Origin of the sequence: Nonomuraea africana (assembly GCF_014873535.1) — a bacterium.
GTDB lineage: Bacteria > Actinomycetota > Actinomycetes > Streptosporangiales > Streptosporangiaceae > Nonomuraea > Nonomuraea africana.
Map to the genome: position 1 here is coordinate 8,975,514 of NZ_JADBEF010000001.1, position 17,836 is coordinate 8,993,349.

The 17,836-nt window shown below is 70.1% G+C and carries 15 protein-coding genes and 1 pseudogene; 6 read left to right on the plus strand and 10 right to left on the minus strand.

The window, feature by feature from the left end:
* Nucleotides 1–750 precede the first annotated feature (750 nt).
* Genes H4W81_RS42935 through H4W81_RS42945 form a run of 3 tightly spaced genes read right to left on the minus strand, consistent with a single transcriptional unit; the run spans nt 751 to nt 3,784 of the window.
* Nucleotides 751–1,383 (minus strand): response regulator, encoded by a 633-nt coding sequence (locus H4W81_RS42935; RefSeq protein ID WP_192780040.1) that lies wholly within the window; start codon nt 1,381–1,383, stop codon nt 751–753.
* Nucleotides 1,380–2,645 (minus strand): histidine kinase, encoded by a 1,266-nt coding sequence (locus tag H4W81_RS42940; protein ID WP_192780041.1) that lies wholly within the window; start codon nt 2,643–2,645, stop codon nt 1,380–1,382. Before H4W81_RS42940 ends, H4W81_RS42935 begins: the two co-directional genes overlap by 4 nt.
* Nucleotides 2,642–3,784, minus strand: coding sequence for a DUF418 domain-containing protein (locus H4W81_RS42945; protein WP_192780042.1), 1,143 nt, complete (start codon nt 3,782–3,784; stop codon nt 2,642–2,644). The genes H4W81_RS42940 and H4W81_RS42945 overlap by 4 nt, the downstream gene beginning before the upstream one ends.
* 577 nt (nt 3,785–4,361) lie before the next feature.
* Between H4W81_RS42945 and H4W81_RS42950 the strand changes: the two genes are divergently transcribed.
* Nucleotides 4,362–4,769 carry a YciI family protein gene (locus tag H4W81_RS42950; RefSeq protein WP_192781381.1) on the plus strand — a complete coding sequence of 136 codons (408 nt, stop codon included), beginning with the start codon at nt 4,362–4,364 and terminating at the stop codon, nt 4,767–4,769.
* Nucleotides 4,770–4,966: 197 nt separating this feature from the next.
* On the opposite strand, the gene H4W81_RS42955 is transcribed toward H4W81_RS42950, so the two are convergent.
* The 6 genes and pseudogenes from H4W81_RS42955 to H4W81_RS42975 form a co-directional block, all read right to left on the minus strand.
* Nucleotides 4,967–5,713 (minus strand): ABC transporter permease, encoded by a 747-nt coding sequence (locus H4W81_RS42955; RefSeq protein WP_192780043.1) that lies wholly within the window; start codon nt 5,711–5,713, stop codon nt 4,967–4,969.
* The gene (locus H4W81_RS42960) at nt 5,710–6,639 is read right to left on the minus strand and encodes an ATP-binding cassette domain-containing protein (RefSeq protein ID WP_192780044.1); all 930 of its coding nucleotides are present in this window, start codon (nt 6,637–6,639) and stop codon (nt 5,710–5,712) included. Before H4W81_RS42960 ends, H4W81_RS42955 begins: the two co-directional genes overlap by 4 nt.
* A gap of 13 nt (nt 6,640–6,652) precedes the next feature.
* The gene (locus H4W81_RS42965) at nt 6,653–7,777 is read right to left on the minus strand and encodes a DUF418 domain-containing protein (RefSeq protein WP_192780045.1); all 1,125 of its coding nucleotides are present in this window, start codon (nt 7,775–7,777) and stop codon (nt 6,653–6,655) included.
* A gap of 88 nt (nt 7,778–7,865) precedes the next feature.
* The gene (locus H4W81_RS42970) at nt 7,866–10,253 is read right to left on the minus strand and encodes an ATP-binding protein (RefSeq protein WP_318782531.1); all 2,388 of its coding nucleotides are present in this window, start codon (nt 10,251–10,253) and stop codon (nt 7,866–7,868) included.
* 6 nt (nt 10,254–10,259) lie between these two features.
* Nucleotides 10,260–10,970, minus strand: a pseudogene (locus tag H4W81_RS48135) (AfsR/SARP family transcriptional regulator); the annotation flags it as partial.
* A gap of 179 nt (nt 10,971–11,149) precedes the next feature.
* Nucleotides 11,150–11,875, minus strand: coding sequence for a GbsR/MarR family transcriptional regulator (locus H4W81_RS42975; protein WP_192781382.1), 726 nt, complete (start codon nt 11,873–11,875; stop codon nt 11,150–11,152).
* 288 nt (nt 11,876–12,163) lie between these two features.
* Between H4W81_RS42975 and H4W81_RS42980 the strand changes: the two genes are divergently transcribed.
* The 4 genes from H4W81_RS42980 to H4W81_RS42995 all read left to right on the plus strand — a co-directional run bounded on the left by H4W81_RS42980 (nt 12,164) and on the right by H4W81_RS42995 (nt 16,201).
* On the plus strand, nt 12,164–13,333 hold the full coding sequence (locus tag H4W81_RS42980) for a cytochrome P450 (protein ID WP_420538734.1): 1,170 nt from the start codon (nt 12,164–12,166) through the stop codon (nt 13,331–13,333).
* A 57-nt stretch (nt 13,334–13,390) separates the two neighbouring features.
* On the plus strand, nt 13,391–14,626 hold the full coding sequence (locus H4W81_RS42985; RefSeq protein WP_192780047.1) for a serine hydrolase domain-containing protein: 1,236 nt from the start codon (nt 13,391–13,393) through the stop codon (nt 14,624–14,626).
* Entirely contained in the window at nt 14,623–14,874 is a 252-nt protein-coding gene (locus H4W81_RS42990) for a ferredoxin (RefSeq protein WP_192780048.1), read from the plus strand. The genes H4W81_RS42985 and H4W81_RS42990 overlap by 4 nt, the downstream gene beginning before the upstream one ends.
* A gap of 484 nt (nt 14,875–15,358) precedes the next feature.
* Nucleotides 15,359–16,201 carry a DUF4097 family beta strand repeat-containing protein gene (locus tag H4W81_RS42995; protein ID WP_192780049.1) on the plus strand — a complete coding sequence of 281 codons (843 nt, stop codon included), beginning with the start codon at nt 15,359–15,361 and terminating at the stop codon, nt 16,199–16,201.
* Between the two features lie 161 nt (nt 16,202–16,362).
* Here H4W81_RS42995 and H4W81_RS43000 read toward each other — a convergent pair whose 3' ends face one another.
* Nucleotides 16,363–16,764 carry a winged helix-turn-helix transcriptional regulator gene (locus H4W81_RS43000; protein ID WP_192780050.1) on the minus strand — a complete coding sequence of 134 codons (402 nt, stop codon included), beginning with the start codon at nt 16,762–16,764 and terminating at the stop codon, nt 16,363–16,365.
* An 83-nt stretch (nt 16,765–16,847) separates the two neighbouring features.
* Between H4W81_RS43000 and H4W81_RS43005 the strand changes: the two genes are divergently transcribed.
* Nucleotides 16,848–17,723, plus strand: coding sequence for an NmrA family NAD(P)-binding protein (locus tag H4W81_RS43005; RefSeq protein ID WP_192780051.1), 876 nt, complete (start codon nt 16,848–16,850; stop codon nt 17,721–17,723).
* Nucleotides 17,724–17,836: the final 113 nt, after the last annotated feature.

Genomic DNA, 17,836 nt, shown 5'->3' on the forward strand with positions numbered 1-17,836 from the left:
GCCTATGTTCTGGGACGATCAGTAGGTGCTGATAACGCCCCGCCCCGGCACGGACCGGGATAACCTCCTGTAGGCGCTCATCCACGTCCACGCCGAGGTGGTCAACGCCCGGGGGGGCAGCCGGCAACCGGATATCGCGAGCGCTGCCAGGCACTGGGCCGCCCGCAAGCTCTAGTAGTGCTTTGTCAGGTCGGACGCCCAAGAGGCGCGCGGACTCCGCCCGATGGATCTCCCGCAACGCCTCCAACTGGTCGCGGCCCTTCTGGGGATCGCCGCGATCCGCTTGCAGGACATCGTCACCACGTCGTCCCGTACCTCGGTCCGCACCGTGCGCGGGGTGACGATCAGCGTGGGCCGCTTGTCCTCATCCAGCACCGTGCGCAGGTCCGCGACGCCGGTCACTCGCGCCTCACCGCGAAATGCGCGACCTTCCCCGGCGGGACACCCTCCAGCCAGGCCGAAGGACCGAGTGCGTCCTGCTCCTGCGGGAATGTCGGGCTGATCATCGTGCGTTTGCCGCGGGCCCACTCCTCCTCGCCATCCGACGGAGTGAACACCTCCGCCAGTTCCCCCGCCAACACCGCCCGCGTGAACCTCGGGTACGCCGTCCGGTCGATGTCACCCGAACCCTCGGAAACCCCCACCAAGCAGCGCGAACTCCGCCGTATTCCGGTGGCACCCACGCGGCGGGAACGACGGACCGGGGATTTACTGTGATGAGGGGGACTCCCATCAGGGGCGGAGTGGGCCTCACCGTTGGCGTGGCAGCAGACCGCGGTTGTAGGCGGCGGCCACGGCCGCGGCCCGGTCGGAGACGCCCAGCTTCGTGTAGATGTGCGCCAGGTGGGTCTTCACGGTTGTCTCGCTGATGAACAGCGCGGCGGCTGCCTCCTTGTTGGTGCAGCCACGCGCGACCAGATCCAGGACCGTCCGTTCGCGTTCGCTCAGGTCGGCCGGAGCGGGCGTGCGGACGCGGTTGAGCACGTGGGCGGCCACGGCGGGGGACAGCACCGTCTCTCCTACCGCCGCCGCCCGGACGGCGCGGAAGACCTCTTCGCGCGGGGAGTCCTTGAGCAGGTAGCCGATCGCGCCCGCGGTCAGCGCCGGCAGCACGTCATCGTCACCGGCATAGGTCGTCAGAACCAGCACGCGCGCGGACGGCACCCGTTCCGCCAGCAACCGGATGAACTCCGCGCCCTCGAGGCCGGGCATGCGCAGGTCGGTCAGCACCACGTCGGGACGCTCCCGCATCGCCACCGCGAGCCCTCGCTCGCCGTCTTCCGCCTCGCCCACCACCTCCAGGTCGGCCTGCTCGACGAACATGCCGCGCAGGCCGTCGCGCACCACGGGGTGGTCATCCACGATCACCAGCCGTACGCTCACAGCCCCTCCTGATCAGTCACGGCGGGGATGGCCGGGATCGTCACGCTGATCGCGGTGCCCTGACCGGGAGCCGACTCCACCTCGACGTCGCCGGCCAGCCTGACGACCCGCTGCCGCATGGCGGTGAGCCCGAAGCCCGCGCCGCCGGCCTCGGGGGGCGTGAATCCCACGCCGTCGTCCCGGATATCGGCTACCACTACGTCCTCCATGTACGACAGGGTGACGCCGGTCTTCCGTGCTCCGGCGTGCCTGGCCACGTTGGCCAGCGCCTCCTGGACGGCCCGGTAGACGGCCACCTCGACCTCGGGGTGCAGGAGCCGGGCGGTGCCGGTGACGGTGAGCGTGGCGGGCGACTCGTTCACCGCGCTCCAACCGGATACCAGCGCCGACAGCGCTTCGGGCAGCGTCGTTCCCGTCAGCGGCCCGGGGCGCAGGTTGTCCAGGGATCGGCGGACTTCCGACAGGTTCTCCCTGGCCAGGTTCCGCGCGACGGCCAAGCGGCGCCGTAAGGCCTCGGCGTCGTTCGCGGCCTCCTCGGCCGCCTCGAGCTGGGTGACGATACCAGCCAGGCCCTGGGCGACGGTGTCGTGGATCTCCCTGGCCAGCCTGCTGCGTTCCCCCGTCACACCGGTCTGGCGGGCGGCGGTCAGCAGCCTGCCCTGCAGTTCGGCGTTCTCCTCACCGAGCTGGGCGAGGCGGAGATTCGCGCTTTCCAGCGCCTGGTTGGCGCTCTCCAAGGCGCGGTTGGCGGCGTGGCGGCGTTCGATCTCGGCCTCCAGAGCTCTGATGCTCCAGCCGATGAGCGCTGCCAGCACCGCTCCGGCGAGCGCGGACGCGATCGACCATGGGCGCGCGGTGTCCAGCAGGGCATACGGGCCGCCTACGACGACGACCGCGGTGGCGGCCACGCCGAGGTAGGCGTACCCGCCAGGAAGTGTCGCGAAGGCCGTGGGGAAGCAGGCGAGCACCAGGAGCCCGTACGCCGGGTGGCGCATGGACAGCACCCACGCCATCACAAGGAGGACGGCGAAGTACCCCGCCATCGGCGCCAGCGCCCGCTCCGGCCAGTCCGGGTGTGTCATCACCATCCACCAGTGCCACAGCGCCACGGCGGCGGCCAGCGCGGTCGTGATGGCCCGGTCGTGCGCCGGCGCCGACGAGTCGGTCACCGTGATCAGGGCCGCCACGACGAGAAGGCACAGCGGCAGGGCACGCCAGGCCCTCTCCCAGTTCTTCAGCCGTAGCACGTCGCCCTCGCTCACCCTCGCGGATAGGTCAGGCGCCGCAGCAGCGTCTCGGCGGGCCCGCGCATTCCCGCCCTGCGCATGAACTCCGCCACGGCCACCGTCGCGGCCCAGGTGGCGACAGCCAGTCCGACTGTGGCAGCGGATCCCAGTTGCCCGCCGAGCCCGAGCGTATAAGGGGGCAAAAGCGCCACGAACACCACCGACTGGAGAAGATAGCACGTCATCGAGCGCTTGCCGCAGGCCGAGAGCGCGCTCACCACCAGGCCGCGCCGCGCCCCGATGCGCCGCGCGAGCAAGGCGATCAGGGCGGCGTATCCGAGCCCGGCGGCGATGCCCGACACCATGTGGACGGCGTTGAGCGCCATCACAGCGACGGGCTCGTCCACCCCGAGGAAGCCGGTCGCCGCCAGTGCCAGCGGCAGGCCTCCGAGCGCCCCGGCGATCGGTCCCCACACCGCTGCCCGCCGTACCAGCCTGTCCGGTACGGCGAGCAGCTCGCGCCGTCCCGCCCAGACGCCCAGGAGCGCGGCGGTGAACACGCCCGTCATCCCGATCGGGCTTATCAGCCATTCGATCGGCCGCAACGCCAGGGCCGTCAGCGGGTCCTCGACCGCGAGAGACCAGAAGATGGTCCGCTGCTGTGTGCCGTTGGGCGTGCTGTAGGCGAACGCGGACAGCAGGGCGACGGGGACGAGCCAGGCTCCGGCGAGGACCAGCAGAGTCCGGTCACGCACGCGCAGCAGCCGGCAGAGGGCCAGCCCGACCAGGCCATAGATCCCGAGCACGTCTCCGGAGAACAGCAGCACGGCGTGGACCGCCCCGAACGCGAGCAGCCAGAGGCTGCGCCGCTTCAGGACCCGCCGCCCCTCGGTGTCATCCCGCCGCCGCTTCCAGATCTGCGCCATCCCGTATCCGAACAGCGCCGCGAACATCGGGTAGGCCCGCCCGTCGACGAACGTCATGGACAGCGCCGCCGTCACCCGGCCAGGCAGGTCGTGCTCGATGATGTGCTGGCGCAGGCCGTACGGCCGGCCGTACAGGTAGGCGGCGGAGTTGGCCACGGCGATCAGCGCGAGCATGACCCCTCTGGCGAGGTCGGGGGCGAGCTGGCGCTCGCCTTCCCCGACCGGCCGCGACCCCAGGGTGGCAACCATGTTCTCTCCTCGGCTCGATGAGTTCTCACCGAGTGTGCGAGGAGGGCCGTGGTCACCGAATCGTGCGACAGTGCGCGAATCCTCGGCAGACGGACGAGGGCCGCCATCCTCCGTTCGGAGGATGGCGGCCCCGAGCGGACCTCTGAGACCGTGACCTGCTGTGCCCGCCCGTCCTGCAAGCCGCCATGGTGCCGGTGAACACCCGCATGCTCCTCCGTTGACCTGGAGGGCGGAGGTCCCTCCAGAGGCGGGGACGGCCAGGGGCAGGTTCTGGAACTCGGCGCGCTTCGGGGTGTCCGAGTCGAGGTAGCGATGGTGCGGACTCCGGACGGACCTCGTCCGCTCGAGTCGCAGGAGCATCTCAAAGCGACCGGCGCCTACGAGATGACGCCCGAGCAACGGGTCAGGAACTGGTCCGGGGGCGGGACGAGTGCCAGTCGCCCACCCCGCCGGCCGTACCGCGTGCCGATCACAAAGTCCGCCCGGAAATTTCACGGTGGGATGTCGAGAACCCGCGTGGCTACGTCCCCGGAGTGAACACGGCCACAATGGCCCGTATCGCACCAAGGAGAACATGATGGCCAAGTACCTGCTGCTCAAGCACTACCGGGGCGCGCCCGCATCTGTCAACGACGTGCCGATGGACCAGTGGACGCCGGAGGAGCTCTCAGCCCACGTGCAGTACATGCGGGACTTCGCCGCTCGGCTCGAGGGCACCGGCGAGTTCGTCGACAGTCAGGCGCTCTTCCCGGAGGGCGCGTTCGTCCGCTACGACGGCGAGGGGCGGCCGCCGGTCACCGACGGCCCGTTCGCGGAGACCAAGGACCTGATCGCCGCCTGGATGGTGATCGACGTCGAGACCTACGAATGGGCGCTCGAGCTGGCCGCCGAGTTGTCCGCGGCTCCGGGCGCGGGTGCCAAGCCGATCCACGAGTGGCTCGAGGTGCGCCCGTTCCTGACCGCGCCCTCGACCGTCACGGAGTGAAGCATGGTGGACGAGGCCCTGCTGCGGACCCTCACCCCCACCGTGCAGGACGCCCTGGTCGAGGCCGTGCGCGGGTGGCAGGACGACCCGTCGCGCGATCCCAAGGGTGTCCAGGTGCAATGACCACAGAGGTTGAGAGCACGCCGCCGACCGCGAGCCCCACGACCGCAGCCGAAATAAGCCTATATTTCACTATTTCAGGCTCTGTTGAACCTCGCCCGGGCCCATACGTAACCGATCAGGGCGAGTCCCAGGCACCAGGCGACCGCGACGAGGCCGGTGGTGCCGACCGGCGTGCCCATGAGCAAGCCGCGCAGGGTCTCGATGATCGGCGTGAAGGGCTGGTACTCGGCGAACCAGCGCACACCGGCCGGCATCGACTCGGGCGGCACGATGGCGCTGCCGAGGAACGGCAGGAACTGCAGCGGCAGCGCTGCGTTGCTGGCCGACTCGGCGGTCTTGGTGACCAGCCCGAGCGCCGCGGCCATCCAGGTGAGCCCGAACGTGAGCAACGCCAGCAGCCCGAGCGCCACCAGCCAGCCGAGCACCCCGGCGGTCGGCCGGAACCCGGTGAGCAGCGCCACCCCGATGAGCAGGACGATGCTGATCATGGTCTGGATGACCCCGCCCACGACGTGCCCGGTCAGCACCGAGGCCCGGGAGATCGCCATCGTGCGGAATCGGTTGATGATCCCCTCGGTCATGTCCACACACACGCCCACGGCGGTCGCCATGGACCCGGACGTGGCCGCCATCAGGATGATCCCCGGTGTGACGTAGTCGACGTAGGCGCCACCGCTCAGCCCGGCCCCGAGCGCGCCCCCGAAGACGAAGACGAACAGCAGCAGCATCAGGATCGGCATCGCCAGCCCGGAGATCGTCATGCCGGGGTAGCGCAGCGCGTGCAGCAGGTTGCGGCGCAGCATGGTCACGGAGTCGGTCATCGGACTCGGTCCTTGTCTGTGAGGGCGAAGAAGACGTCGTCGAGGTCGGGGGTGTGCACGGACAGCTCGTCGGCGTCGATCGCGTACTGGTCGAGCCGGTCCAGCAGTGCCCGCAGCGAGCGGGAGCTGCCGTCGCTGGGCACCTGCAGGGCCAGCGCGTCCTCCTCACGCAGCACCCGGCGGCCGAAGGTCAGGGCGGCCTTCTCGAAGGCCTCGGGGCTGCTGAAGCGCAGCCGGATGTGCCCGCCCGGCACCAGCCGCTTGAGCTCCTCCGGCGTGCCCTGCGCGACCAGCTTCCCGCCGTCCAGTACGGCGATGCGGTCGGCGAGCTGGTCGGCCTCCTCCAGGTACTGGGTGGTGAGGAAGACGGTGACCCCATGGGCCACCTGGTCGCGGATGAGCTGCCACACGTTGTGGCGGCTGCGCGGGTCGAGCCCGGTGGTGGGCTCGTCCAGGAAGATCAGCCGGGGCTCGCCGACCAGTGTCATCGCGATGTCCAGCCGCCGGCGGATGCCGCCGGAGTAGCTGGAGGCGGGCTTCTTGGCCGCCTCCACCAGGTCGAAGCGCTCCAGCAGGTCGTCCGTGCGGCGGCGGCCCTCGGCCCTGCCCAGATGGTGCAGGTCTGCCATGAGGAGCAGGTTCTCGGCGCCGGTGAGCAGCCCGTCCACGGCGGCGAACTGCCCGGTGACGCCGATCCCGGCGCGGACCGCGTCGGCCTCGGCGACGAGGTCGTGGCCGAGCACCCGCGCCTGGCCGCCGTCAGCGCGCACCAGCGTGGACAGGATCTGGACGGCGGTGGTCTTGCCCGCGCCGTTCGGCCCGAGCAGGGAGAAGATCGTTCCTTGCGGGACGTCGAGGTCGATGCCGTCGAGCACGACCTTCTCGCCGTAGGACTTGCGCAGGCTCGTTGCCTGGATGGCATGCATGATTCCTCGTCTCTCAGCGGTTGGTGAGGCGGCGCAGCAGGATCTCCGCGGGCCCGCGGTAGCCCACCCGGCGCATCCAGTCGGCCAGCAGGATCGACCCGCCCCAGACCGCGGCCGCGACGCCGAAGGTGGCCGGGAGGTTCATGTCGTCGCCCAGGTCGAGGGCGAACGGGTAGAACAGCGCCACCCACACGACCGACTGGAAGAGGTAGAAGGTCAGCGACCGCTGCCCGAGCGCCGACAGCCCCAGCGTGACGCGCCCGCGGTCGCGGCCGATCCGGTGGGCGATCAGCCCGACGAGCGCGGCTAGGCCGATGCCGCCGAAGTAGCCGGTCAGGACGTGCGCGAAGGCGGCCAGCCAGGTCACCGGGGTGGACGTGACCGGCCACACCCCGGCAAGCATCAGCGCGGCGGGAATCCGGCCGACGACGGCGACGCCCAGGCAGATCACCGCGGCGCGGCGCAGCAGCGTGAGGTGCCGCTCCGGCTCGTCCAGGACCTTGCGCCGCGCGGCCCAGAGGCCGACCAGCATGCCCGGCACCACCATGATCGTGGACAGCGCGGTCTCGACCGGCCAGGACGGGATGCTCGCGACCAGGTGCAGGCCCAGCGTAGGCTCCATGTACTCGGCCATGGTGATCGGCGTGCCGGCCGCGGCCGCGGTCAGCGCGGTCACGCTCTGCCAGGCCAGCATCAGGGTCGCCGGGAGCAGCGTCACGCCGGCCGTCCACAGCAGCACCGAGTCCCTGGCCCGCACGATCGGCGCGATCGCCAGCAGCGTCAGCCCGTACACCGCGACGATGTCGATCGGCACCAGGATCACCGTGTTCGCGAACCCGATGACGATCAGCCACAAGCCCCTGCGCCTCAGCAGCCCTCGGAACGAGGTCCACTCGGTCTGCCGCCGGGCCATCTGCCCCAGCCCGTAGCCGAACAGGAAGACGAACATCGCGCGCGCCAGGTTGTCGGCGACCAGCGACTTGACGAACTTGGCGGTGCCGGTCAGCCAGGCGGGCCCGGCGTCCCAGTCGGCGACGAGGGCCGGCGCGTGCGCCAGCGCGATCAGCAACAGCATGAAGCCGCGGGAGAGATCCGGTGCCAGCGACCGCGCGGTCACGTTCACGGACGTGGTGGTCATGGCGATTCCTTCAGGGTGGGGGAGTTCCAACGCCACCCACGATCTCCGCCGGGCCTGACAGCGACCTGATAGGCCGCCCGCGCTCCTGTCAGGCCATCTCAGCTAGCCGGTTCAGGGCCTCCTGCCTGGGCGTTTCGGCACCGCGGCGGTATATCTCGCCGTACTCCTGGTCGCCGAGCCGGGCGGTGAGCTCCGACACCAGCTCACGCAGCTCCGGCTCGCCCCGGTCGAACACGCCGCGGATGGCCTGGCTCGTCCCGAGCGCGGTCGCCGCGCCGACCGGGTCGCCCTCCAGCAGGAGTAGCCTGGCCAGCTGCTCCGCCGCCAGGGCCGGCTCCTGTATGCCGAAGGCCGCCACGACGGCGGCGGGCAGCAGCTCGCGCGCCCGCCCGACCGCTCCGGCCGTCAGCAGATTGGCCATCCGGGCCGAGGCGACCCGCCCCGCGGTGACCTCCACGGGGATCGACATCTCCCGCGAGAACGCCTCCAGCCGGTCGAGCATCTGGTCGGCCCGGTCCACCTCGCCCGAGCGGCGGTGCAGGTCGGCCAGGCGCAGCAGCAGCTCAATCTCCGAGTACGGCTGGGCCCGATCCACCACCCGGCGGCGGGCGGCCTCCACGTCTCGCGCGGCACCCTCCGGGTCGCCGCCGCGGATGCGCAGGCCGGCCAGCCAGGAGCGGTACATGACCTCATCGCTGGAGCTGATCTCGGCGGCGAGGGCGACGGCGCGCTCCGCGGCGGCGACGGCCTCGCCGTATTCGCCCTGGACGGAGTGGACGCGCGCCATGCTCATCAGCGTCATCGCCAGCCCGTAGCGGTCGCCCACCCCTTCGAACTCGCGCAGCGTGGCGGCCAGCGTCTCGGCTCCGCCCCGCCAGTCGCCGCGGTCGGTGCGGACAAAGGAGTCCACCCAGTAGGCGGCCGCCCTGGCCCACGGGTGTGGGTGGTTCTTCGCCCGGGGCAGCTCGCGTTCGAGCAGGTCGTCGAAGCCGAAGAGGTACGCGGGGGCGATCGCGACCACGGACAGCATCGGGTAGTGGTCGATCGCGTTGGTGCGGTACACGTCCTCGATCACCGCGCGCACCACGGCGGGTTCGGGGAACGATCCGCTGTTGTTGGCCAGCCGGTGCATCGCGGTGAATGCGGCCCGGACGTAATCGGGCAGCGCGTCGCCGAACTCCAGCACCTCGGCCACGAAGCCGTCGGAGCGGGCGTCGAAGCGGGCGTTCCAGTACAGCCACAGCGGGCCGAGCAGTCGCCAGGCCGAATCGCCCCCGTCGATAGCCGCGCGCAGCGCGAACACCAGATTGTCGTACTCGCTCTCGAAGACACCCTTGGCCTTCACCTGCTCGTGCGTGAGCAGCCCCGGCTCCTGCTCCTCGACCAGGTGCCGGAAGAATCCCACGAATCGGGCGGAGACCGCCTCCCGCTCGCCGGCTTGGCGCAGCCGTTCGGCCGCGAAGGCGCGCACGGTCTCCAGCATCCGGTAGCGCTCGTCGCGCTGCACGATCGACTTCTCGACCAGCGAGCCCAGCACGTAGACGACGTCCTCGACCGGCAGCGTCCCGTCATCGGAGCAGACCGCCTCCAATGCCGCGCCCCCGACCTCGTCAGGGAAGATCGACATCCGCCGAGCCAGCGCCCGCTCCTGCTCGCTCAGCAGCTCCCAGCTCCACTCGACCACCGCGGCCAGGGTCCGCTGGCGCGGCAGCGCGGCCCTGTCTCCCGAGGTGAGCAGCCGGAAGCGGTCGTCGAGCCGCTTGGCGATCTGGTCGACCCCCATCGAACGCAGCCGGGCCGCCGCCAGTTCCAGCGCGAGCGGCAGCCCGTCCAGCCGCTGGCAGATCTCCGCCACCGGCCCCGAGGTGTCCGCGTCCAGCTCGAAGGCCGGCCGTACCGCCTTCGCCCGGTCCACGAACAGCCGCACCGCCGCCGGCTCCGCCAGCGGCGCGAGCTGGCACAGCGCCTCGCCGGTGACCGCCAGCGCCTCCCGGCTGGTCGCCAGGATCGTCAGGCACGGCAGGCGGTCCAGCAGCCGCCGCCCGAAGTCGGCCGCGGCGCCCACCAGGTGCTCGCAGTTGTCGAGCACCAGCACCGCCTCGCCCACGCTCAGCAGGTCCGCCACCCTGTCGACCGGGTCCATCCCCTGCGCGACCACCCGCTGCTCGGGCGGCTTCAGGTCCCGTGAGCTGACCGCGCCGAGCACCGCGTCGGCCAGCCGCACCGGCGAGCTCACCCCGGCCAGCGGCACGAACCACACCCGGCCGCGCTTGTGGGCCCGGTGCCGCGATACCGCCTCCAGCGCCAGCCGCGTCTTGCCGGCCCCGCCCGGCCCGACGATGGTGACCAGCCGCGACGCCTCCAGCAGCCTGGCCAGCAGCCCCAGCTCGTCCTCACGCCCGACGAAGCTGGTCAGCCGCGCGGGCAGCCGCCCCGGCGCCGCCCGCGTGGGCGCCTCGAGCTCGCCGCGCAGCACCGCGAGGTGGGTCTCCCGCAGCTCGGCCGACGGGTCGACGCCCAGCTCCTCGGCCAGCGCCGCCCGCGTCCGCTCGTACACGGTCAGCGCGTCGGCCTGCCGCCCAGCCGCATAGAGCGCCCGCATCCGCAGTACGGCCAGCCGCTCCCGCAGCGGATGCCGCGCACCGGCGTCCTCCAGCTCGGCCAGCACCTCGGCATGCTGCCCCAGCCGGAGCGCAGCCTCGAAGCGGTCCTCGGCGACCTAGACGCGCAGGTCGTCCAGCCGCAGCGCGGCGGCCCGGGCGAACGGCAGGTCCGGTAGGTCGGCCAGCGCCTCGCCCGACCACAGCTTCAGCGCCTCGCCGAGCAGGGAGGCGGCTGCCTCCACCCGCCCGGCCTCCAGCTCTCGGTTGCCCCGGGCGGCCAGCTCCTCGAAGCGGAGAGCATCCACGTCCTCGGCCCGCACCGCCAGCCGGTAGCCGCCCGGGACCGACTCCACGGTGGCCACCCCGCGCAGCGCCTTACGCAGCCGCGACACCAGGGCCTGCAGCGCGTTGGCCGAGTCGGCGGGCGGCTCGGAGTCCCACAGGTCGTCGATGAGCGCGTCGGAGGTCACCACCCGGCCGGCTTTCAGCGCCAGCCGGGCCACGAGCACGCGCAACCGCGCACCGCCGACCTCGACCCGATGCGCGTGGTCGTCGAGGACTCGCACCGGTCCGAGCAACGCAATCCGCACCAGATCACCCTCTCAGACTCGAGGCGAGACGGACGTGCGGGTCCTCGAGATCCCGCCGCGCTCGCCACGGGCGAACGCGTTCGCTGGCGGTTCGTCATGTCATCAGCGTTGAGTGCCGCGTTGGTGATTCCGCTCAGCGAAGGGGTGGCCTCCGGCGTCCAGCGCATCGCCCCGCTGTACTAACGGTCTTTCGTTCGGCGGGTGGAGAAGACCTGTCGCCAGTGTTCGGCGGCCCGGGTCATGTCGTGGCCGATGTGCTCGAGGAACTGGCCCATGTCCTCCAGCCGGGCGCCGGCGGGTGTGTCGGTGCCGAAGGTCGCGGCTCCTTGGACGGCGGCGTCGGCCAGGATGGCGTTCATCCGGGCACTCGCCATCCATGCGTGGTACCAGACATCGTCGTCGATCACGTAGCGGTCGCGTCGTCGCCGGGGGTCGCGCTCGCGTCGGATCAGTGCCTGCCCTTCGAGATCGCCGATGGCCTTGGAGACCGATGCCGGGCTGACGCGAAGTCGTTGGACCAGGTCAGCGGCGGTGAGGCTGCCGGTGTCAGTGGCGTAGAGGCAGGCAAGCACTCTGGCCGTCATCCGGGGAAGCCCTGTCTTGACCATCAGCGAGGCGAATCGTTCCTCGAAGGTGCGGACTGATTCGGGGTCACGCCCATGTGCGTCGGTGGCGGCAGGCGCCGTCGGGGAGGGGATTGACTTGCGCCGGCGAGCGCGCCGTTCAGCGGCCTGGTGTGCCCGATTGGGCTGGTAGCCGCCCGGGCCGCCATTGCGTGTGATCTCCCGGGTGATGGTGGAGGTGGGTCGGGCCAGGTGTCTGGCGATCTCGGCGTAGGTGAGTCCTTCGGCCAGTCCGGCGGCGATGTGCTGGCGGTCCTGGCGGGTGAGCCTGCCTCCTGGCATTGGCGTTCTCCTGCTGCTGTTCGGCGTGATGGATGTGCGGGCCGATGACACTATGCGTTCACACACAGCCCATTGCAACTCAAAACAGAGATTGAATTGCATTCACCTTCATGTTGTTGCAATAAATAATGGCTACTGAACTGCGAGGATGCCGGAAATAAGGGCTTCATTAGATTGACGGAAGTGTGAACGCAACATAGCCTTTCTCGCGCCCTGAAGATTGCGACGAGAAACTCGCTCGGAAGGAACGACATGACCCCGCCCCTCCCAGCCTTGGCAGGGCTACCCATGACACGCCCCTCGGGCTGTCCCTTCGATCCCCCTGAAGAGCTGGCACGGCTACGCGAGCAGCAGCCGATCACCCGGATGGTCTTCCCGGACGGGCACGTGGGCTGGCTGGCAACCAGTCATGCCCTGGTCCGCGCGGTGGTGGCCGACCCCCGCTTCAGCTCCAGGCACGACCTCATGCGATCCCCGATGCCCGGAGCGGCTGCCATGCAACCGGCCCCACCGGCTCCGCCCGGAATGTTCATCGGGATGGACGCGCCCGAGCACACCCGCTACCGGAAGTTGCTCACCGGCAGGTTCACTGTCCGTCGTATGCGCGAGCTCACCGTCCGCGCCGAGCGGATCACCGCCGAACACCTGGACGCCATGGAACGGCACGGCGGACCGGTGGACCTGGTGCAGGTCTACGCGCAACCCATCCCCGCGCTGATGATCTGCGAGCTGCTCGGCGTCCCCTCCGCGGACCGTGAGACCTTCCAGCGTCATGCGGCCACCCTGAACGACCATGACGCCACACCGGAGGCGAAATACGCCGCCTTCACTGCGCTTCAGCAATATCTGCACGAGCTGGTGCTGGCCAAGCGGGTCACCCCGACCGACGACCTGCTCAGCGACCTGACCGCCAGCGACCTCACCGACGAGGAGCTCGCCAACATCGGGGCTCTGTTGCTGGGCGCGGGCCTGGACACCACTGCCAACATGCTCGCGCTGGGCGCTTTCGCCCTGCTCAGCCACCCCGACCAGCTCGCCGCTCTGCGCGACGACCCGGGCATCGCCGACCAGGCCGTCGAGGAGTTGCTGCGCTACCTGAGTATCACCCACACCGGGGCGCGTACCGCGCTGGAGGACGTCGAGCTGGACGGTCACCTGATCAAGGCCGGCGAGACGGTCGCCCTGTCGGTCCAGGCCGCCAACCGCGACCCGGCCAAGTTCGCCGACCCCGACACTCTCGACCTGCGCCGGCAGGCCAGCGGGCACGTGTCCTTCGGCCACGGCATCCACCAGTGCCTGGGCCAGCAACTGGCCCGGGTCGAGATGCGCGTCGCCTATCCCGTGCTGTTCACCCGATTCCCGACCCTGCGCCTGGCCGTCCCGCCGCAGGACGTGCCGCTGCGCACCAACTCCGACATCTACGGCGTGCACCGGCTCCCGGTCACCTGGGAGCCGTAACCGATGAAACTCACCACGATCTCGTACGGCTCACGCAACCCCAACAAGGAGACCCGCATGACTTCACGTCCGGCTCGGCTCGGCATCGGCCTGCTCGTCGCCGCGGCGACGGTGGCGAGCAGCGCCATGGCAGCTCCCACGGCATCGGCCTCGGCGGCGGACGCCCCCGACCACGCCCAGGTCCAGAAAGCGCTCGAGGAGGCGGTGGCCAACCGCGGTGTTCCCGGCATGATCGCCCAGGTCCGCGACCCTCGCGGGCGGTGGTTCGGCTCGGCGGGGGTGGCCGACACCCGAACCGGTCGCAAGCGCCAGCAGCACGAGCGGTTCCGCGCCGGCAGCGTCGCCAAGCCGTTCACCGCCACCGTGGTGCTGCTGCTCGAGGCCGAAGGCAAGCTGAGCCTCGACGACACCGTGGACAAGTGGCTGCCCGGCCTGGTCCACGGCAACGGCAACGACGGCAACACGATCACCATCAGGCATCTGCTCAACCACACCAGCGGGATCTTCAACTACGGCAACGACAAGGAGGAGTTCGCCAAGTTCTCCGGCACCGCGTTCTTCGAGCACCGCTACGACAAGTACACGCCCGAGCAACTCGTGAAGATCGGCCTGCGCAACAAGCGCTACTTCGACAAACCGGGTGACGGCTTCACGTACACCAACACCGGCTACATCCTCGCCGGGATGATCGTCGAGAAGGTGACCGGCAACACACTCGCCGACGAGATCTCGCGGCGGATCGTCCGCCCGCTGGGCCTGACCGGGACGTACCTGCCCGGCCAGGAGACGAAGATACGTGGACCGCACGCGCGGCACTACTCGACGTTGTTCGCGGCCGAAGACGACGCCAAGATCTACGACGTGACCGAGCAGAGTGCCACCCCCTACTGGGCGGCCGGTGGCATCGTTTCCACGGTCGGCGATCTCGACCGGTTCGCCAGCGCGCTGCTGCGTGGCAAGCTTCTCCCGCCCGCCCAGCAGAAGGAGATGTTCACCATGGTCAAGACCAAGGTCAAGACAGAAGATGGCACCTGGATTGACCCATGGGTGCCCAACACCACCTACGGCCTCGGCGTCTTTTCGTGGGAGCTGTCATGCGGTGCAACGGTCTGGGGCATCGGCGGCGCCATCAGTGGTGGGTTCTCCTTCTCGATGGGCACCCGCGACGCCAAGCGCCTGCTCACCACCAACATGAACATCGACCGATATGCGCAGCGTAACTCGCTCGACACGATCAAGAATGTGCTTCAGGCCGAGTTCTGCCCATCCGGTTCCCAGACGCGAAGCAAGTGACCATCAGCGTGGATCGGGAGCGCTGCATCGGCGCCGGCATGTGCGTCCTGACCGCTCCCGAGGTGTTCGACCAGGACACCGAGGACGGCAGGGTGATCCTGCTGGACCCCGCACCGCCATCCCGGGATGACGCGACAGCCCGCCAGGCTGCCCACGTGTGCCCGTCCGGCGCGATCACCATCGTCTCGGGCAATGGCCGCGATGAAGCACCGGGCCAGGCTCCGGTCATCAGCTCTCCTGCCCCGTAGCCAACTCGGCTACCAATCAATGGACGTACCCGCAGCCACCCGGCCTGTTGTCCAGCCGGTGGCTGCGGGTATGTCCATCCCGGTCGACCAGCCTTCGATTCGCTCAAGCTTGAATGCAGGCTCCACAGGCCGCCTCGGTCGGGACACCGCTGGCAGCCGCGACCCTGGCTTCGTGGTGAGGCCACCAGCAGCCGGCCAGTCCTCTCTCGATACGACCGAGAGCCGTCCGCCTCTTGTGTCAAGGGCCAGGGGATGGCATATCGCCCGGACCATCTCAAGCCGCGTCGGAATCGGTCAATGCCCGCTGTGGTCCGTGCCGCGTGCGCTGTCCTCGAACCCGACGGCCGAGGCCGCCGCTCCGGCCAGAGCGAGGGCGGCAGCGGGGCTGCACAGCCTGGGTGCACTAGCGGCACCCGCCCACACCACTCTCAGCCATCCCGTCCCGGGCTGGGACGGATCTTCAAGCCATCAGGAGGACATCGCCATGCCAACGTTCGACACACCCGAACCGATCGCTGCCATCATCGACATCGAGGCCGGTCACGTCCGGATCCACGCCAGCGACCGCGCCGACACGGTTGTCGAGGTACGTCCGAGCGACGAGTTCGAGGACGTCGACGTCGAGGCCGCCGTGCTGACCCGGGTCGAGTACGCCGACGGCCGGCTGTGGGTGCAGGTTCCCAAGAACAAGATCCGTTCGCTCTTCGGCCGGCCCCCGTCGATCGACGTGACCATCGAGCTGCCAAGCGACTCACGCGTTGACGCGAAGGCCTCGGCGGGCTTTTCGAGCGAGGGCCGCATCGGCGAATCCACCATCGACACCGCCGCCGGCTCCATCCGCCTCGATCAGACCGGCAGTCTGAAGCTGCGCACCGCCGCAGGCGATATCTCGGTCGGCCGGTCGGCCGGGCACACCGACGTGACCACCTCGTCCGGAAAGATCTGGATCGGCGCGATCGACGGCACTGGTGTGGCCCAGACCTCCAACGGCGACATCACCGCCGGCGAGGTGACCGGCGACGTACAGCTGAACACGGCCAACGGCGACATCACCGTCGACCGGGCCCTGGCCGCCGTCGAGGCGAAGACCGCCCACGGCAGCATCCGGATCGGCGAGGTGGTGCGCGGCGCGGTCGTGCTCGAGACCAACCGCGGACCGGTGGAGCTCGGCGTCAGGCAGGGCACCACCGCCAGGCTGGACGTCCGCGCAAAGCGCGGCAGCGTACGCAACGATCTGGAGGCCGCCGGCAATCCCAAACAGTCCGAGGAGACCGTCGAGGTGCGCGCTCGCACCGGGAACGGCGACATCGTGATCCGTCGTCTGTGACGGCGACAAGGTCGTGCTCGACGGCATCGATCTGTAGGTCGCGCAGGGCGCGATCTTCTCCCTGCTCGGCCCCAATGCACGAAACAAGCTAAGCGAGGTGGCATCCGGATCTTCTGGTAGATCAAGCACGAGCTGGTCGACGCCGCACTGCCGATAGCCGCTCAGCCGTCGCCCGGATGGCCGACGTCCCACTGCTCGCGGGCGTCCGCGATGGCGTCCTTGTGCGTCCGCGACCAGTCGGCCAGTTCCTCGACCATCTTGGCTAGGCTGCGGCCTATCGGCGTCAGCCGGTATTCGACCTGCGGCGGAATTGTCGGGTACGCCGTACGCTCGACCAGACCGTCCCGGCACAGCCGTCGAGTGGTCAATGTCAGCATCCGCTGGGAGATGCCGGGAATTGCCCGATGTAGCTCCCTGAACCGCCGCACCCCCTTTCCCAGCTCGACCATCACCAGCACCGTCCACTTGTCGCCGATGCGGTCGAGCACGTCGCGGATCCCGCAATCATCGTCCCCGCACGGGCCGTTGGCCTGGGAGGTTATCTCCGTGTGCGCGACTGACATGAGAGTGCCTCCTTACGGCGGGCGAGGGACCGGGCCCATGCTGGGGCTGTCCACCTGGCGAATCCACAGTAGAGGTGTCTCAGATGATCGTGATCACTGGAGTGTCCGGAGCGCTTGGCGGTGCGATCCTCGACGGGCTGCGGGCCGTCGAAGGGCTGGAGGTGATCGGGGCCAGCAGCTCGGGCGACGGGACGGCGGTGCGCCGCGCCGACTTTGACCGGCCAGAGACGCTGGAGCAGGCGTTCGCTGGGGCGGACGTGCTGGTGTTCGTGTCAGCCGGGTACGCCGAGGACGACGTCGTTCTGGCTCGCCACGGCGCCGTGGTGCAGGCGGCGGCCGGCGCCGGCGTCAAGCACGTGATCTACACCAGCCTGGCCGCTTCGGGTGAGCGGCTCAGCATCGCGCTCGCGCATCGCTGGACGGAGGAGCGCCTGGCCGAGGCGCCTTTCGATGTGACCATGCTGCGGAACGGGATCTATGCCGAGGTGGCGGCTGGCATGGCGCTCGCCGGCGCGGTCTCGGCGGCGGAGAGCGGGGTGTTCGCGGCGCCGTTCGGGGACGGGCGGGTCTCGGTCGTGGCACGTGACGACCTGGCCGCCGTGGCCGTGCGCGTGGCGGCCGAGGCATGGTCCGACGTGGCGGCGGGCGTGCCCCGGCGGCATGCGGGGCGGACGTACGAGCTGGAGGGGCTCGGCGCGGTCGGTGGGCACGACCTCGCGCTGGCACTGACCGGAGCGCTCGGGCGGCCTGTCGAGTACCGGACGGTGCCTCTCGGCGAAGCGCGGCGGCTGCTGGCAGGGCTGGAGGCGTACCAGGCGGGGCACACGGTCTCGATGTTCTCCAACATCAACGCGGGGCTGCTCGAAGCCCGGCACAGCGACCTGCCCGCGTTCCTGGATGCGCCGCGCTCGGTGTGGGACCTGATCGAGGCGGTGGTGAAGTCGGGACTCCAGGGCTGACCTCAGGGCGCGCCCGGGACGCTTCCGCCTCCCGGGCGCGTTCGCCCTCACCCGCGGTCATCGACAGCCCGGCAGCCTGCACCAGACCGGCCGCGAGCAGGAGGAAGGTCGTG

Excerpts from the sequence above, each read along its gene's own strand:
- H4W81_RS43000 (WP_192780050.1), bottom strand. The coding sequence starts at position 16,764 with ATGTCAGTCGCGCACACGGAGATAACCTCCCAGGCCAACGGCCCGTGC.
- H4W81_RS42975 (WP_192781382.1), bottom strand. The coding sequence starts at position 11,875 with ATGCCAGGAGGCAGGCTCACCCGCCAGGACCGCCAGCACATCGCCGCC.
- H4W81_RS43005 (WP_192780051.1), top strand. The coding sequence starts at position 16,848 with ATGATCGTGATCACTGGAGTGTCCGGAGCGCTTGGCGGTGCGATCCTC.
- H4W81_RS42950 (WP_192781381.1), top strand. The coding sequence starts at position 4,362 with ATGGCCAAGTACCTGCTGCTCAAGCACTACCGGGGCGCGCCCGCATCT.
- H4W81_RS42965 (WP_192780045.1), bottom strand. The coding sequence starts at position 7,777 with ATGACCACCACGTCCGTGAACGTGACCGCGCGGTCGCTGGCACCGGAT.
- H4W81_RS42945 (WP_192780042.1), bottom strand. The coding sequence starts at position 3,784 with ATGGTTGCCACCCTGGGGTCGCGGCCGGTCGGGGAAGGCGAGCGCCAG.
- H4W81_RS42960 (WP_192780044.1), bottom strand. The coding sequence starts at position 6,639 with ATGCATGCCATCCAGGCAACGAGCCTGCGCAAGTCCTACGGCGAGAAG.
- H4W81_RS42980 (WP_420538734.1), top strand. The coding sequence starts at position 12,164 with ATGACACGCCCCTCGGGCTGTCCCTTCGATCCCCCTGAAGAGCTGGCA.
- H4W81_RS42995 (WP_192780049.1), top strand. The coding sequence starts at position 15,359 with ATGCCAACGTTCGACACACCCGAACCGATCGCTGCCATCATCGACATC.
- H4W81_RS42955 (WP_192780043.1), bottom strand. The coding sequence starts at position 5,713 with ATGACCGACTCCGTGACCATGCTGCGCCGCAACCTGCTGCACGCGCTG.
- H4W81_RS42985 (WP_192780047.1), top strand. The coding sequence starts at position 13,391 with ATGACTTCACGTCCGGCTCGGCTCGGCATCGGCCTGCTCGTCGCCGCG.